The following is a 15,498-nucleotide window of genomic DNA, read 5'->3' on the forward strand; positions in this document are numbered from 1 at the left end:
CCCGGTTAGACGGGTGTGGACACCAGAACACCTCGGCGCCCCCTCCTGGGCGGCGGCAGCACCGGGATAGACGCGGGCCCCGGCCTCAACACCGTCAAGGTGCCGTCGGACCCGGCGCGCCTCAGCAGCACCCAGGCGAGCTTCCGGCTCCGGCTCGGCGCCCCGGTGGCGCCGCTGATCGAGGCCCCGGCCGGACTGCTCTCCACCGGCGCCGCGTTCGGCGACCCGTACGCCTCGCAGGGCCTGATCCGCCGTCCGCTGGTCACCCCGCAGGTCGTCGTGCCCGCCGCGGCCGTCCCGGCGTTCGCCGGGGTCGGCGGCGCGGGCGCACCGCGCCGCAAGGGCCGGGTCACCCCCGTCACCTGGACCGGCCAGGCTCCCCCCGGGGACCTGGCGGCCACCCGGCTGCTGGAGGCCGTCCAGCTCACCGGCGTGCCCGCCCCCGCGGGGGTCGGCGGGCGCGGCGGCTCCTCGGCCGACGCGGACACCCGGGTGATCCCCTCGTACGCGGGTGCCCGGACCGTCCCGAGGCAGCCGCGCGAGGGTGCTGGGACGGCCACCGAGGCCGGCGTCGGCCCGGTCGGCGCACCGCAGGGCTGGACGCCCAGCGGCGAGCTGCCCGAGGTCTCCGCGGCCTCCGCGGAGGGGAAGCAGCCCTGGTACCCGGGCCGCCGGGTCGACCTGGGCCTGGTGCTGCTGCCGCTGCGCGCCGTGCTCGGCTCGCTCTCGGTCTACGCCGGGTTCAGCAAGCTCTGCGACCCGGTGTACTTCGACGGCGGCGAGCGCGGTTCGATGATGCGCTGGCTCTCCTCGCTGCACCCGTGGAAGGTCGCCGAGCCGCTGCTGGCCTTCGCCATGGCGCACCCGGTGGGCGCGGGCCTGGTGGTGTCGTTCACCGAGATCGTGGTCGGCGTGCTGACCGTCCTCGGCCTCTGGCAGCGGATCGCGGCCGGGGCGGCGATGCTGCTCTCCGCCGCGCTGCTGTTCACCGTCAGCTGGCGGGCGGTGCCGGTCTACGACACCCCCGACCTGATCTTCCTGGCGGCGTGGAGCCCGCTTTTGATCGCCGGGGCGCCGTTCGCCTCCCTGGACGGCCGGCTCAACCTGGAGGCCTGGCGCCGGTACGGCTCCGGTGCCCCCGCGGCGCTGCGGCGGCGGGTCCTGCGCCGCGGCGCGGTAGTCACCGCGGTGGTGGTCGGCCTGACCCTGCTGCTCGGCTCGATGCTGGGCGCGGCGGTCCGGACCGGCAGCCGGTCGCACCCGGCGCCGGCCAAGCCGGCCACCGACTACGGCACGCCGGTCTGGCCGAGCGGCGGTCCGTCGGTCGCCCCCGGCGGGCAGGGCCCGTCCACCTCCCCCTCGCACGCACCCTCGCGGCCGGCCTCGTCCACGCCGAGCGCGTCCGCTCCGGCCTCGCCGTCCGCCTCGGCGCCGTCGACGCCGCCGAAGGCCGCGACGGGCACCCCGAGCGGGAAGGCGCGCTCGACCAAGCCGGAGAGCGGCGCCGGCTCGGCCCCGGCTGCGGCGCCGTCGGCCGCCGCACCGGCCGCGGGCTCGTCGCCCGCGCAGCGCAGTTCGCCGGCGGGCGGGACGGGGACGGCGCCGAAGCCGAGCCAGAGCAGCGGTTCCGGGGGCGGTTCGGGCTCCGGTTCGGGCTCGGGCTCGGGGCTGCTGGGCGGGGTGCTGGGCAGCGGTCCGCTGTCCGACCTCTCCGGCGGCGGCGCGCGCGGCTCGCGGCCGGGAGTGCCGGCGTCCACCTGACGTACGGCGGTGGGTGGGGGCTCGGGCGGGCCTGGCCGGCGCGGGGCTCGGGACCGCCCGGCCCAGCCGGGTCGGTCACGGCCCCCCGGCCCACCTCCCCCCACCGCCCCCGCCTTCTGCTCGCCGGGAGAACGCGTCGGCCGGGTGCTCCGTGGGGGAGCACCCGGCCGGCTGCCGTGTGGGGCCGGGGCCGGCGGGCTGCGGGCCCGCTGCTGGTGGTCCGCCGGGGCCGTCCGCGGCTACGCCGGCGGGCGGCCGGCCCCCGAGGCGAGCTCCTTGGCCGCCTCGGTGAGGTCCTTCGCGGTGTCGATGGCGCGCCAGTACACGCCCTGCGGCAGCTGGTACCCGGCCAGCTTCCTGCTCCGCGCCAGCTGCGGGAAGGTCGTCCGCTCGTGGTCGCCGACGTCCGGCAGCAGCTCGGTGAACTCCGGGCTGAACACGTAGAGGCCGGCGTTGATGAGGAACGGCGAGGGCGGGGCCTCGATGAAGTCGAGCACGTTGCCGAACTGGTCCGTCTCCACCGCACCCCAGGGGATCCGCGGGCGGGCCAGCGCGAGCGTCGCGACCGCGTCCCGCTCGCGGTGGAAGGCGGCCATGTCGCGCAGGCTGAACCTGGTCCAGATGTCGCCGTTGGTGGCGTACCAGGGCTCGTCCGGCCGGGGCAGCGCCTTGGCCGCGTACTTGAGCCCGCCGCCGCGTCCGAGCGGCTCCGCCTCGACGACCGTACGGACCCGCAGCGGCAGTTCGGCCCCGTCGAGCCACTCCTCGAGCACGTCGGCCAGGTGCCCGCAGGAGATCACCGCGTCGGTGACGCCCTCGTCGGCGAGCCAGGACAGCTGGTGCCCGAGGATCGGGGTGCCCGTGCCCGGGATCTCGACCAGCGGCTTCGGCCGGTCGTCGGTGTAGGGCCGCAGCCGGGAGCCCTGGCCGCCGGCCAGGATGACGGCCTGGGTGACGACGGGCTGCTGCTGCGCCGCGGATGGCTGCGGGGCCGGCGGGGGCGTGGTGTCAGCGCTCATGCCTGCACAATAGGCGCGCCCGCCGCCCGGCGGTCGTCAGCCGGCGGCACCCGAGGCGAAGGAGCCGTCACAGACCGGGCGGGCGAAGGACCGCGCACGCTTGGCGTCGCCCTGGTACTTGCGCACCGCCGCCTTGCCCAGCTCGGTGGCGAGCGTGCTGCAGTACGGCGTCAGCTCCGGCTGCTCGCCCATCGAGCGCTCCAGCAGGTCCAGTGCGGTGCCCGGGTTGTGCGCGCGCAGTTCGTCCAGCAGCGCGACGCGGAGCGCGTCCTGCGGGGCGAGCCCGTCCGGCGCCTTGCCGGTGGACGTCCGACCGATGCCGGCGCCGTCCTCGCTGGAGGCCGCCACCACCTGCTGGTCCAGCCCGGTGGGCGGAGCCCACGGCACCCTGGTCACGGCGAGGGTGCCGGTGGTGACGAGGACCACGGGCAGGGTGAGGGCGATGGTCTGGCCGATGCGGCGAACTAGCTGCTTCACGCTCAGGAGCGTAGCGGCGGGTGCGGGGAGGATCGCGCTCCGTTACACCATCGAGTGACAGGGTGTCCCGGTTCGTCCCTGCACCGTGTTGACGACGGCGGAGCCCCGCCGGACCGCGAGGTCCGACGGGGCTCCGTCCGGCGTGCTGCCGGGGGCGGCCCACCGCCCCCGGTGCGCTCAGTTGCTCAGGCGGGCACCGGTGGTGGTGGAGAACACGTGGGTCTCGCCGGCGATCGGCACGACGTGGATCGTCTCGCCGCGGGCCGGGATCTGGCGGCCGTGCACGCGGACGACCAGGTCCCGGTCCTCGCCGCCGATCTTGGTGGTGCCGTAGACGAAGCCGTCCGAGCCGAGCTCCTCGACCACGTTGACGGTCACCGCGACGCCCTCGATGCCACCGCCCGCCACGATCTCGAAGTGCTCCGGGCGGATGCCGACCGTCACGGTCTTGTCGCTGCCGGCGCCGGCCAGGTCCTCGCGGGAGATGTTGACGACCGAGCCGCCGAACTTGACGCCGCCGTCCACCAGCGGCACGTCGACCAGGTTCATGGCCGGCGAGCCGATGAAGCCGGCCACGAAGAGGTTGGCGGGCTTGTCGTACATGTTGCGCGGGGTGTCGACCTGCTGCAGCACGCCGCCCTTGAGCACCGCGACCCGGTCGCCCATGGTGAGCGCCTCGGTCTGGTCGTGGGTGACGTAGACGGTGGTGATGCCCAGGCGGCGCTGCAGGCCCGCGATCTGGGTGCGGGTCGACACGCGGAGCTTGGCGTCGAGGTTCGACAGCGGCTCGTCCATCAGGAAGACCTGCGGCTCGCGGACGATCGCGCGGCCCATGGCGACGCGCTGGCGCTGACCGCCGGAGAGTGCCTTCGGCTTGCGGTCCAGGTACTCGGTGAGGTCCAGGATCTTCGCGGCCTCTTCGACCTTGGTGCGGATCTCGCTCTTGTTGACGCCCGCGATCTTGAGCGCGAAGCCCATGTTCTCCGCCACGGTCATGTGCGGGTAGAGCGCGTAGTTCTGGAACACCATCGCGATGTCCCGGTCCTTCGGCGGCAGGTGGGTGACGTCGCGGTCGCCGATGCGGATGGCGCCGCTGTTGACGTCCTCCAGACCGGCCAGCATCCGCAGGCTGGTCGACTTGCCGCAGCCCGAGGGGCCGACCAGGACGAGGAACTCGCCGTCCGCGATCTCCAGGTCCAGCGCGTCCACCGACGGCTTGTCGGCACCGGGGTAGACCCGGGTCGCCTTGTCGTACGTCACAGAAGCCATGACTGAGCTCTCCTTCACCGGCAGGAACGTGCCGGACGATCCGAGTAAAGGGTGGATGTCGTGCCGCCGGCCCGCACAGTGGTCTGAACCACCGCACAAGCCGACTCCCGGCGACGCTACCTGCGCCTACGCCGCTTGTCAGCCCCCGATGCCCCCGATTTCGGCATCGGTTGCATCACGCCCGCCTCATCCCAGCCACCCCGCCCATACCGCGGATATGCCACCACCGCCCCACCCCCGCCCGGTAGACTTCCCCCGGTGCCGCCGTGACCACGTCGCGGACGGCCACCATGCCTCCTTAGCTCAGCTGGCCAGAGCACCGCTCTTGTAAAGCGGGGGTCGTCGGTTCGAACCCGACAGGGGGCTCTCGTTTCCACCCCGGATGAGCTGCAGCTTTGGCCTTCTGGGGGCTTGATCACCGGCCTCGGACTTCTCGTCCGAGGCCGTTTGCGTGAGCGATGCGTGAGCGGATGGCCTGGTCGGGTCGGTTGTCGCCGTGGACTGGGCAGCCTTGCGCGGCCTGTTCGCTCGGGGGACAAGCCGGGCCGCCGCCTCTGCGATCGCCCGGTCGACCTGCGGGAGCAGGGTCGTGTACGTGTCCGAGGTGATGCCGATCGAGGAGTGGCCGAGCATCTCCTTGATCGAGTGCAGGTCCGCGCCCGCCGCGTGAGCGAGCGTGGCCGCGCCGTGCCGGAGGTCGTGCAGCCGGATCGGCGGCAGACCGGCCTCCTCGGCCAGCTCGCGGAACCGGTCGGTCACGGCGGTCGGGTGCAGCCACTCGCCGTTCTCCTTGGTGAAGACCCGGCCGGTCTCGACCCAGGCGGTGCCCCACCTCTCGCGGTCGGCCCGCTGCCGCTCGCGGTGCGCCTCCAGGGCGGACACCGTCTCGGAGTCGAGGGCGATCGTGCGGGCGCCCGCGTCCGTCTTCGGGTCGTCTTCGTAGACCGCCCAGCCGTCGACGACGAGCTGCTTGGCCACGGTAAGCAGCCCCGACTTCAGGTTGGTGTCAGCCCAGCGCTGACCGCACGCCTCGCCGCGTCGCAGCCCCCGGAAGGTGATCAGGTGGAACAGCGCGTAGAGGCGGTCCTCGGCGGCCTGGTCGAGGAACAGGCCCGTCTGCTCCGGCGTCCAGACCATCACCGGGGACGGCCGTTCGCCGGTCAGCTCCCAGTGCTCGATCCGCTCCTCCGTCCACACGAGCGGCTTCGGTCGCTTGGCGGCCTCCAGCTCTACGTGGGACGCCGGGTTGAAGGTGATGATCTGCCGTCGGATCGCGGCGTTGAGGCCGGCCCTGAGCGTGGAGCGGATGCGCTGGCAGGTCGATGCGCTGACGGTCCGCCGGAACGGCTCCATGCCGGCGATGGCGGCCTTGAGAGCCTTGCGCTGCGCGCGGACCTCCTGGCCCTTCCAGGGGATCTGGGCGAGTTCGTCGATGGCGGCTCGCCGCTGGGCGTTCGCCTCGGCAATCTCGATGTTCTCTTCCTCGATGGCCGCGAACATCTCCTCCAGGTGCCGGACCCGAAGGCGGTCGAGCCGGATGTGGCCGATCCGCGGCTTGAGGTAGAGCCGGATGCTGCTCTCGTCCCGGCTGATCGCGGTCTGTCGGCCGCGCTTGCCCGCCAGCCACTGGTCGAGCCACTCGCCGACCGTCAGCCGGTTCTGGAGGTCCTGGCCGGAGGCGAGTCGGCGACGGGTCTCCTCGACGTCGGGCAGCGGCGCCTTCTCGTGGGCGACCTTCTCAAGCAGGTCGGCTATCTGCGCGAGGCCCTCGGGATCGTCCGCGTCCGGGATGTGCAGCAGCTCGCGGACCTGGTCGAGATCGGCCTGGGCGGTCTTCCGGGACTCATAGCCGGAGCGGTTGAAGGACCGGCGCGAGCCGTCCTCGCGGTTGGGCAGCTCCTGGCGGACCGCGTAGGAACCGTGCTTGCGGCTGCTGAGCTTCGGGCAGGCCTTGCCGAGCGGCTTGCCGGTGTCGGCGTCCCGGCAGTAGCAGCGGTGGTAGGTGGAGCCCTTCACGGGGTTCCCTCCTTCATCTGGTCGTCCTTGTGGTCGGTGTCGAGGAATGCGAGGTGGCTGGGGAGCGGAGGGGGAGTCAGCCCCAGCTCGCGCATCCGGTGCCGGATCGGCACGAGCTCCGAGCGAATGGCCTTCACGAGGCGGCCGAACTTGGCTTCTGCGCCGTAAGGCCAGCCCTCCCTCGCACCGGAGAACTGGAGCTGCCAGGCGTCGTGGTGCCCGGTCCGGATACGGTGCTCGACGCCCGCGTACTCGCGAAACACGGCCGCGTCGCCGAAGTCCAGGTCCTCGCCGGTGAACCAGCTGAACGCCGTCCACGGGTCTCGGCTCTCGCGCGGGAGGCAGTCCACGGCGGCGCTCCCGCCGAGTGGGAAGACCAGCGCGGCCGGCGGCGTGTCGACTGCCTTGGCGAGCACGAGCAGCTCCGGGACGGTGAGGGTCAGTCGGCGCCCGGACTCCCAGTTCGCGATGACGTTGCGTGGGATGGGGTGGCCCAGCTCGTCACAGGCGTCGGCCAGGTCCTGCGCGGTCATACCCAGCTCCTTCCGGCACCTGCGAACCTCGGCGATCACGGTCCTCGTGACCTGCGCCGACCAAGATTCCACTTCGTCGTGTGTCATACCGACACTTAATTTCGATGCAAGCTGCTCCTCGATCCCGGACTTCCCGGGGCCGCCGACCGGGGCTCGCCCCTGTGAATGGAGACAGCTGTGCGAACTGAGACGGGCAACCAGGAGCTCACGGGCATGAGCCGGGCGGAGCTGCTCGCGTTGCCGGCCGCCATCGACCTGGACACCGCCAACCGTGCCATCGGCCTTGGCCGCAGCAAGGGCTACGAGCTGGCGCGGCGGGACGCCTACCCGTGCCGCGTGCTGCGGTTGGGCAAGAAGTACCGGGTGATCACCGCAGACCTCCTGCGGCTGCTGGGCATCGACGTCGCGCCGGACGGTGCGGCTGCGTGACGACAAGGCCGCAGGTCGGGCCACGAGCTTGTCTGCCGCGAGAGGACTGCCACCGGAGCAGTGGATCTTCCGTCAGGGCGGTCGTATCGTCGCGTCGCCCGCCGGTCGCAAACCGGAGCAACGCACTCCACCTACCTGCGAGTTGAGCCAAGTCAGCTCGTTGGCTCGGCAGCCGGGAACGCGATGGCCCTCGGTGCTACGAACACCGAGGGCCGGGCGAAGTCCCCAGATCAGCGAATCAGTTCAACCGGTGGCAGCGCGACGGTCAAGGTCGCGCGCACCAGCGAGGAGCTTCACCGTGAACTCTACTTCCCGCCAGCCTGTGTCGGGAGACCCGGCGGAGGGTTGGCCCGCGGTTGCCGTCCCCGGTCAACCCGGTCACTACCGACCGGCGGTTGGTCAGAACGACGTACTGACCGACCGGACTGACCGTGAGCCCGGTGCCTTGACCGACCGGGTCGCCACCGAGCCGGTCACTGACCCGGTCAGTCCGGTCAGCCCGCCCACCCCGGGTGCGGAACTGCTGTCCGAACTACGGTCAGCCATCGCCAGGTTCGTCATCCTGCCGTCCGGGCACGCCCTGGACGCGGTGACTCTGTGGGTGGCCGCTACGCACTTGCAGCCCGCATGGCAGCACGCTCCCCGGCTGGCGGTCATCGGCCCGGCAAAGCGGTGCGGGAAGTCGCGGCTGCTCGATGTGATCACCGAGACCGTCCACGACGCGCTCATCACGGTCAACGCGTCCACGGCGGCCATCTTCCGGTCGATCACCGACAAGCCGCCGACCCTGCTGGTGGACGAGGCCGACACCCTGTTCGGCAGCATCAAGGCGGCCGAGAAGAACGAGGACCTGCGTGGCCTGCTTAATGCCGGTCACCAGCGCAATCGGCCCACCCTGCGGGTGACCGGCCCGGACCACAAGGTGGTGAAGTTCCCCACCTTCGCCATGGCAGCCCTGGCCGGCATTGGAGATCTCCCGGACACGATCATGGACCGGTCTGTGGTCATCCGCATGCGCCGCCGTGCACCGGGCGAGCGTGTCTCCTCGTACCGCTCCGACCGGGACAATCCAGCTCTGCACGAACTGCGCGACGATCTTCACGCCTGGCTGGTGCCGCTGACCGGCACGGCCGCCAACATGGAACCGCTCATGCCCGTCGACGACCGCGCTGCCGACACCTGGGAGCCCCTGGTGACGGTCGCCGACCTCGCCGGAGGCGAGTGGCCCGCCCGCGCCCGCGCGGCCTGTCGCGCCATGACCGCGCACGAGTCCGGCCAGGACGAGGACGGCGGCCTGAAGACCAGGATCCTCGTCGACATCCGCCGCGTCTTCGCCGCCGGAGGCAACCCGGACGCCCTGTCCACCGAGCACATCCTGACCGCCCTCAACGCCGACAGCGAGGCACCCTGGGCCGAGCACGGCACCAGCGGTCTGACCGCACGCGGGCTGCAGCTCCTGCTCAAGGACTACGGCATCGGCTCGGCGAACATCCGCTTCGACCGCGACACCCAGCGCAAGGGCTTCACCCGCAACAGCTTCCTCGACCCCTGGAGTCGCTACTGCCCGGACCCCGTCGAGCAGCCCGCTATCGGCAGCTGATCCTCCACCACCCGTACCACCCGTCCCCGCCCAGCTCAGAGCGGGGACGGGTCACTTCCCCGCAACGAGTCCAAGCGTCCCTGAATCACCACCCGTACCAGCGTGACCAGGCACGCAACGAGTGGGACGACTGCAACGCCATCCCGGCGGCCAGAAGATCCTCACGGCTGTGCTGGCAGCCACCAGCTTCGCGCCACGACGGAGCTACGAGCCAGAACCCCAGGCGGAGCAAGTTGTGGGGTAAGCAGCGCTTACCCCGACCCCCGGCCAGCCGGAGCAAGTTGTGGGGTAAGGAGTCCTTACCCCTGCCCGTGCCCCCGGGGCAGAGCAAGTTGCCGCCTACGGTGGTCCTTCGGCTGACGCTCTGCCCTCGACCGGGGGGCCGAGGGCAGAGTGCAATTCGGGCCGTGGGGCACGGAAACGCGGCGCTACCTCGGCCGCCGACGGTGCCCAGGGCGGCGACCGTCCGGAGCCTCCGATTCGGCTGACCTCGCGCCCGCCGTAGCTCGAGTTGGGTCGTCGCTCAGGAGGATCGATCGCCAGACGCGTTCGTGGAGCTCCTGGATACAGGGTCCGCAGGCGTACATCGCAGCCTGGGCGCCGGCCACGCTTGCCGGGCCGATCCACAGGACGCGGGTCCACTGCTGGCCGCAGAATAGCCAGCAGAAGCCGTCGACCCATCGGTTGCCGTCATCGGTGGCTGCCGGGGCGGGCAGGCCGCCTCGGGCGAGCTCGGCGATGCCGGGTATCACCATGTGCGGCAGTGCCAGCTCCGTTAGCACAGCTCTCAGCTCCCGGCTCAGCGGCTCTCGGCTGCTACAGCCGCCAACCCGGCCTTGTCGGCGTCGGCGAACAGGAGGGTGGGTTCGGCGAGGATGTCGCGGCCGGCCTCGCTCTTGTAGATCTCGTCGACGCTGCCGAACCGGGCCTCGGAGTAGTCGAGGTCGAGCAGGGCCGCGGCCTGGCGGACCGACGCCTCGTCCGGTCCCTCGATCTCGACGAAGGTCGGAAGGTCGGGCCAGGTGTCGAAGTCGAAGGCAACCTCTCCGAGGCGCCACTCCTCGCGGTAGTTCTCCTGGTAGCGGACCTCGCGCAGGCCGACGCGGCGGAGGATCTCGGCCATGGCGTGGAGGTCGGCAACCTCGGTCTCGATCTCGGTGGTGCCGTCGATCGTCGTGGCGTCGGTGACCTGCTTGAGCGTCAGGGTCGAGCGCTTGCCCTCATCGCGCAGCCGGATCCACTGGTTGCCGTCGAGTGCGTCGTTTTCGAAGATCTTGCGGGTGAGGAGGGTTCGGGGGAACGCCTGGACCGCGCCCAGAGCGGTCAGCTTCGTCTGGAGGTCCGTGACGTCGACGGACAGGAACTTGGCCTCGTACTCGTGCTTCATGATTCCCCTTCTTGGCGGGTTGGTTTAGCTACCTGGGAGTGCGGGCTGCGAGAAGCAGCCCCATGCGGTGAGTGTGGTCCTGGGGTTGGCCGAGGTGGGCCCGCTCGGTGAACTCGCCTGTGCGCAGGGTCAGCAGGACGCTCCAGGCGCTGGAGAAGTGGCGGCTGAGCTTCTCGGGCGAGGTGTAGTGCTCGATCAGGTGGTGGCGAGGCTCGACGGGCATCATGAACTCCGCGCCGAACAGGCCGTTCGCGCGGACGAGTAGCTGCATCCGTGCGACGAACTCGGCGAGAGGTCGGTGGTGGTTGGTGCTGTAGTGCCACGAACAGCTCGTCCAGACCGCGTCGCAGAGCATGTCGAGCGGCTGAGCGTCGAGGAAGTCCTCTTCTACGACCTGTACTCGGTCGTAGAGCTCTTCGAGCTTGAGCCGGTCGATCAGCCCGAGCGCGTGGGCGTTGACCTCACCAGAAACGCTGACCTTGCCGCCGTGGAGCGCGAACGGGTCGCGCTCGAAGGCGATGACGCGGTAGCCGGCGGCGGCAAGCGGAAGGACGAGTCTGCCGTCGGCGGCGCCGATGACCGCGACCGTGCCGTCAGGGGAGACGCGTTCCTTCAGAGCGGCGAGGAACTGGGGGAAGAAGGTGACGGTGTGCTCCCACAGACTCTGCGTCTGCACGGCGGTGGGCTCCTTGCGTGTCAGTGGCGAGGATCGCCTGGACGACCTGTTCCGGGCCGAGGCCCGTTGTGTCCACCCGATGCATCGGAAATCGCGAGTAGGCGTCGGTGATCCGGTCGGAGACCTCCTCGCCGAGTACGTCCCAGCGCGAGGCCGGCTTGTCCCGCTCGGCCAGTCGGCGTCGGCGCTCGTCCTCAGCGCAGACCAGGTGGTAGGTGACGGGCTCCGGCAGGTCCGGCGGCAACGCGATGCCCAGGCGGGCGCCGAAGGCTCGGTGGTTGGCCAGGCAGCGGGCGAAATAGCTCTCCACGACGACGGGGATGCCGGCAGAGAGGTAGCGCTGTATCTCGTCGACGGCGGTGAACAGTCCGGAGAGGTAGAAGCACATCCGGGCCTCGACGTTGCCGCGCATGTCGATCTCGCGCCGCAGCGGCAGGTAGAGCAGCGGCACGGTGGGGACCAGGACGGCCTCGCGGGCTGCGGCGAGCATCGGCGCGATGGTCGACTTGCCGGTCCCGCGCAGCCCTTCGAGGCTCTCGAACAGCAGGCGGTCAGACACGCTCGTACACCACGGCCGGCACGGACAGGGTGATCTCGTCGATCGCACTCGGCCGGTGGACGATGCGGTCGGCAGCCTTGTCGTACCAGAAGGCGTGGGAGTCCTTCCCGACTGCGTTGCACGACATCGTGAGTGCGCCTCGGGGGTCGGCCTCGATCCGCGGGATCTCTCGGAGACCGTTGATGGGAGGGCCGATCTCGGGGGCGCCGTCGAGGGACAGGTCCTCGTCCAGGACGACCTGAATGGTCAGGTCGGTGGCGCCGTGGATCTGCTGGCGCAGTCGGGCGTACAGGGCCCGGTCGGTGACGAGGAGTTCGGGGTGGGAGGAGGCGTTGCCGACCGGCCGGAGGTGGTGGAGCTTGAGCTGCGCGGCGCCGTACTCCTGGAGAGTACGCGCCAGCGGCAGCACCTCCTCGATGTTCTGGGAGGTCACCGTCATGGTCGCCCCGGTGCGGATGCCGAGTTCGCGGGCGAGGTCGAGGGCGCTCAGGGCGCCCTGGTAGCTGCCGAATTTGCGAATACGGTCGTTGGTGGCGCCGATGCCTTCCAGGGAGATCCGCAGGACGTCCAGGTACGGAGCGATCTCGGTGAGGCGGCGTTCGATGCGGTAGCCGTTGGTGCAGATCTCGACCTGGAGGCCCAGCTCCTGCTTGGCGTACCGGACGACCTGCGTGAGGTCCTTGTAGACGAAGGGCTCGCCGCCGAGCAGGGTGACGCCCTCGGTGTCGTACTGGTCGCGCATGAGCGTGAGGAGGTTGATCGCCTCCTCGGGGCTGAAGGCGTCGGCGTGCTTGAGCCGCTCGCCGTGGAAGCAGTGCAGGCAGTCCATGTTGCAGCGGTACAGCAGCTGTAGGTACAGCATCCGGATCACGCTGATTCCGGTGACTTCCCCGATCACGTGGGGCCTCCCTGAGCCAGTTGCCTGTTGGAGACCTGATGGTGTCGGAGAGTGCAGGGACGGCGTCACCGCGTAGGCGGACGGGCCAAGGACGTCCTGGGACGTTTTCAGCGTCCTGCGAACGTCGCCAGGAGGCCGAGGACGTGCACTGTGTCCGAGAGGTCCGGCAACACAACGGATGCGCCGGCGGCCCTCAGCTGGGCCTGGCTGTGGATGCCGGTAGCGACCGCGATGATCCCGGAGCCGGTGGCGAGCGCGGCCTCGACATCGCGTGGCGTGTCACCAACCAGGACCACAGGCGCATCACTTCGCACGCCACGGTCACGCTGGACACGCTCGCGGGCGACGGCCACCAGGTCCGGACGATCGACGGCATCGGCCCCGTAGGCCCCGACTGGTAGGTCCAGCAGCGGATCGAGGTCAAAGGCCGACAGCTTCACGCGGGCATTGGCCGCGACGTTGCCCGTCAGCAGCGACGACACCCATTCCCCCTGCACCGACACCGCCTTGAGCGTCTCGCGGACACCCGGCAGCGCCGTCCCCCGCCTGCGCAGGTCATTGAGCCGTGCCTCACCCGCCTCCGAGAGCGCGGCCTCGACAGTCGCCCAGTCTGGCTCGGGCAGGTGGTGCCGGTGAAACATCTCCTGCATGATCAGGCGATCCGTACGGCCTTCCGTCGCCGCAGCCGTCGTGGGCGCCGTTCCCGTGAGAGCCGCGAACGCGGCGGCATAGATCTCCTTGCTCACCCCAGCGTTGTCAATGAGCGTGTGGTCGATGTCCCACAGGACGATGAGCTGCATACCGCCAGCGTAAGCACCCTGTCGCACCATCAGCTTCATGCGGACGTACCGCAACGTCCTTGCACGGGCATGAGACCCTCGGCTTGTATAGCCTCCGTGAACGAGCGACTTCACTCCGTACTCGCCCAGCGTGGCATCGAGCCCGAGTCGCTCGCCGAAGCCTGCGACGTGGACCCCAAGACAGTCGGCCGCTGGCTCGGCGGGCGAGTGCCCCACCCGCGGCACCGGTTCCGCGCCGCACAGTACCTGCGCGTCGAAGAGACCTTCCTCTGGCCGGACACCCAGGCCCGCACAGGCCGGACTGGCGACGGATTAGGAACCGAGCTGGTCGGCACCTACCAAAACCGTGCCAGCGTCCCTAGAGATACCTGGTTGACCCTGCTGCAGGAAGCCCAACAGCAGATCGACGTCCTTGTCTTCTCCGGCACCTTCTTCGCCCAGTCCAACCCGCACGTCGCCAAAATGCTCGCCGAACGCGCAGCCGACGGTGTCCAGGTCCGCCTCTGCTTCGGCGACCCGAGCGGCCAGGCCGCCGCAATCCGAGGTCGGGAAGAGGGCATCGGCGACACCCTCGCAGCGAAGATCCGCGCCTCCCTCACCTATTACCGCCCGCTGCTGCCGGAAGACGGCTGCCAGGTGCGTCTCCACGACACCACGCTCTACAACTCCCTCTTCCGCTACGACGACAACCTGCTGGTCAACCCGCACGTCTTCGGCCAGCCGGCCAGCGCCAACCCTCTGCTCCACCTCAAGCGAGTGGATGCCACCGGCTGGTTCGACAACTACGCTCAGAGCTTCGAAGCCGTCTGGGCCGGCGCACGCCCCTGGACGCCCGACCGGGAGGGGACCGCCGCGCATGGGCAGGACTGAGTACTACAACGACCCGAACGCCCCCAAGGCCAACACCCTCATCCCCGCCAGCAACCTGCTCGTCGTCGACGACCAGGGAGCGATCCTGCTCCAGCGCCGCCGCGACACAGGCCAGTGGGCCCTACCCGGCGGAGCCCAGGACATCGGTGAGACTGCAGCCCAGTGCGCCGTGCGCGAGTGCCTGGAGGAGACCGGCATCATCGCCGAGATCACTGGCTTCCTCGGCATCTACACCAACCCGAACCACATCGTTGCCTACACCGACGGCGAGATCCGCCAGCAGTACGAGAACACCTACATCGGCCGCCCCGTCGGAGGACAGCCCACGATCAACGATGAGGCCGACGGCGTCCGCTTCGTCCAGCCCGCCGACCTCGACCAGTACGACATCCACCCCAGCATGCGCCAGCAGATCGGCGACTACCTCGCTGGCACCTACCCCTACCTCGGATGAGCCGTCAGCGCCGTCTCCACCCGAACCACCGCTGCGAAGATGTCCGGCGACGCCCGACGAATGAACCGACCGACCACACTGTCCGCCCCGTAGCGGCTGACGATCTCCGCCACCCGCGCCTCGGCCGTCGTCGGTTCCCCGTCGGGCGTTGTCGTCATGTCGCACCACACCAATGCATCCACCAGCCGTTGATCCTCCAGCGGCGGGAACTCGGACTCCAGCACTTCCCGCAAGCCTCGCTCCTCCGCTTCCATCAGCGCGAACGAGTGGTTCGCCACCAGCAGCGTCAGCCGCTCGTCAGCGCCATGAACGTCGCGGAGGAATCGGGCGCCGTCGAGCGGGTGGAACCCCGTGAGTGCTAGCCGAGGGGCGTATCCGACATCGTGGAGCACAGCCGCTGCCCGTAGGAGCGCGCAATCAGCTTCCAGGAGCCGCGCGAGCTCGACGGCGCGCGCGGCAACACCTTGAGAATGTGTCCACCGGCGCGGTAGAGGGCCGCCCAACTCCGCCGCAGCTATCTGGAACGCCCACGACACCAGCCCACCGTCCATGTTCGGATACATGCCCAGAGACGCTCGTGGCAGTCCGATCCCCGTCGATTGATCTCCGAGCGATCGCATAGGACCGCAGCTGTCTGGCGCGAAGGCGTACCGCTGATGGGCAGTCACGACTAGTCTGTTCGGAAGACCGTGGGGGGCTCTCTACTTCCGAGCCATCTCTGACGTCGCCATGTCAGCAGACTGCACCTGC

Annotated in this window: 15 protein-coding genes, 1 tRNA gene and 1 pseudogene; 6 read left to right on the top strand and 11 right to left on the bottom strand. The window is 70.4% G+C overall.

Going from position 1 to position 15,498, the window contains the following annotated elements:
• The first annotated feature begins 15 nt into the window (after positions 1-15).
• A complete protein-coding gene (locus MCM47_RS23225) occupies positions 16-1,761 on the top strand; it encodes a DoxX family membrane protein (RefSeq protein WP_238863619.1) in 1,746 nt (581 codons plus the stop codon).
• Between the two features lie 239 nt (positions 1,762-2,000).
• On the opposite strand, the gene MCM47_RS23230 is transcribed toward MCM47_RS23225, so the two are convergent.
• The 3 genes from MCM47_RS23230 to MCM47_RS23240 all read right to left on the bottom strand — a co-directional run bounded on the left by MCM47_RS23230 (position 2,001) and on the right by MCM47_RS23240 (position 4,526).
• On the bottom strand, positions 2,001-2,780 hold the full coding sequence (locus MCM47_RS23230) for a nucleotidyltransferase family protein (protein ID WP_238863620.1): 780 nt from the start codon (positions 2,778-2,780) through the stop codon (positions 2,001-2,003).
• Between the two features lie 36 nt (positions 2,781-2,816).
• Positions 2,817-3,257, bottom strand: a complete 441-nt coding sequence (locus MCM47_RS23235) for a hypothetical protein (protein ID WP_238863621.1) — start codon at positions 3,255-3,257, stop codon at positions 2,817-2,819.
• 177 nt (positions 3,258-3,434) lie between these two features.
• Entirely contained in the window at positions 3,435-4,526 is a 1,092-nt protein-coding gene (locus MCM47_RS23240; protein ID WP_238863622.1) for an ABC transporter ATP-binding protein, read from the bottom strand.
• A gap of 292 nt (positions 4,527-4,818) precedes the next feature.
• On the opposite strand from MCM47_RS23240, the gene MCM47_RS23245 reads away from it, so the two are divergent.
• Positions 4,819-4,892: transfer RNA gene (locus tag MCM47_RS23245), tRNA-Thr, on the top strand.
• Between the two features lie 126 nt (positions 4,893-5,018).
• On the opposite strand, the pseudogene xerC reads toward MCM47_RS23245, so the two are convergent.
• Together xerC and MCM47_RS23255 are read right to left on the bottom strand one after the other, a co-directional pair.
• Positions 5,019-6,542 (bottom strand): annotated as a pseudogene (gene xerC / locus MCM47_RS23250) (tyrosine recombinase XerC); the annotation flags it as partial.
• Positions 6,539-7,162: a helix-turn-helix domain-containing protein gene (locus tag MCM47_RS23255; RefSeq protein ID WP_255752686.1), complete on the bottom strand. Its 624-nt coding sequence runs from the start codon at positions 7,160-7,162 to the stop codon at positions 6,539-6,541. The pseudogene xerC and the gene MCM47_RS23255, both read right to left, overlap by 4 nt.
• Before the next feature lie 126 nt (positions 7,163-7,288).
• On the opposite strand from MCM47_RS23255, the gene MCM47_RS23260 reads away from it, so the two are divergent.
• Positions 7,289-7,504 (top strand): hypothetical protein, encoded by a 216-nt coding sequence (locus MCM47_RS23260; RefSeq protein ID WP_238863802.1) that lies wholly within the window; start codon positions 7,289-7,291, stop codon positions 7,502-7,504.
• A gap of 298 nt (positions 7,505-7,802) precedes the next feature.
• Positions 7,803-9,104 (top strand): DUF3631 domain-containing protein, encoded by a 1,302-nt coding sequence (locus tag MCM47_RS23265; RefSeq protein WP_374209188.1) that lies wholly within the window; start codon positions 7,803-7,805, stop codon positions 9,102-9,104.
• Between the two features lie 799 nt (positions 9,105-9,903).
• Here MCM47_RS23265 and MCM47_RS23270 read toward each other — a convergent pair.
• The 5 genes from MCM47_RS23270 to MCM47_RS23290 form a co-directional block, all read right to left on the bottom strand.
• Positions 9,904-10,491 (bottom strand): class IV adenylate cyclase, encoded by a 588-nt coding sequence (locus MCM47_RS23270; RefSeq protein WP_238863625.1) that lies wholly within the window; start codon positions 10,489-10,491, stop codon positions 9,904-9,906.
• A gap of 28 nt (positions 10,492-10,519) precedes the next feature.
• Positions 10,520-11,167 (bottom strand): SAM-dependent methyltransferase, encoded by a 648-nt coding sequence (locus MCM47_RS23275; RefSeq protein WP_238863626.1) that lies wholly within the window; start codon positions 11,165-11,167, stop codon positions 10,520-10,522.
• A complete protein-coding gene (locus tag MCM47_RS23280) occupies positions 11,085-11,726 on the bottom strand; it encodes an AAA family ATPase (RefSeq protein ID WP_238863627.1) in 642 nt (213 codons plus the stop codon). The genes MCM47_RS23275 and MCM47_RS23280 overlap by 83 nt, the downstream gene beginning before the upstream one ends.
• Positions 11,719-12,624, bottom strand: a complete 906-nt coding sequence (locus tag MCM47_RS23285; protein WP_308222416.1) for a radical SAM protein — start codon at positions 12,622-12,624, stop codon at positions 11,719-11,721. Before MCM47_RS23285 ends, MCM47_RS23280 begins: the two co-directional genes overlap by 8 nt.
• Before the next feature lie 107 nt (positions 12,625-12,731).
• Positions 12,732-13,424, bottom strand: a complete 693-nt coding sequence (locus MCM47_RS23290) for an HAD hydrolase-like protein (RefSeq protein WP_238863629.1) — start codon at positions 13,422-13,424, stop codon at positions 12,732-12,734.
• Between the two features lie 96 nt (positions 13,425-13,520).
• Between MCM47_RS23290 and MCM47_RS23295 the strand changes: the two genes are divergently transcribed.
• Entirely contained in the window at positions 13,521-14,294 is a 774-nt protein-coding gene (locus tag MCM47_RS23295) for a helix-turn-helix domain-containing protein (protein ID WP_238863630.1), read from the top strand.
• Entirely contained in the window at positions 14,281-14,748 is a 468-nt protein-coding gene (locus tag MCM47_RS23300; protein ID WP_238863631.1) for an NUDIX hydrolase, read from the top strand. Before MCM47_RS23295 ends, MCM47_RS23300 begins: the two co-directional genes overlap by 14 nt.
• On the opposite strand, the gene MCM47_RS23305 is transcribed toward MCM47_RS23300, so the two are convergent.
• Positions 14,736-15,311, bottom strand: coding sequence for an HD domain-containing protein (locus MCM47_RS23305; protein ID WP_374209189.1), 576 nt, complete (start codon positions 15,309-15,311; stop codon positions 14,736-14,738). The two genes, MCM47_RS23300 and MCM47_RS23305, sit on opposite strands and share 13 nt — an antisense overlap.
• Positions 15,312-15,498 lie beyond the last annotated feature (187 nt).

The sequence above is a fragment of the Kitasatospora sp. A2-31 genome (assembly GCF_022288725.1).
Classification (GTDB): Bacteria; Actinomycetota; Actinomycetes; order Streptomycetales; family Streptomycetaceae; genus Kitasatospora.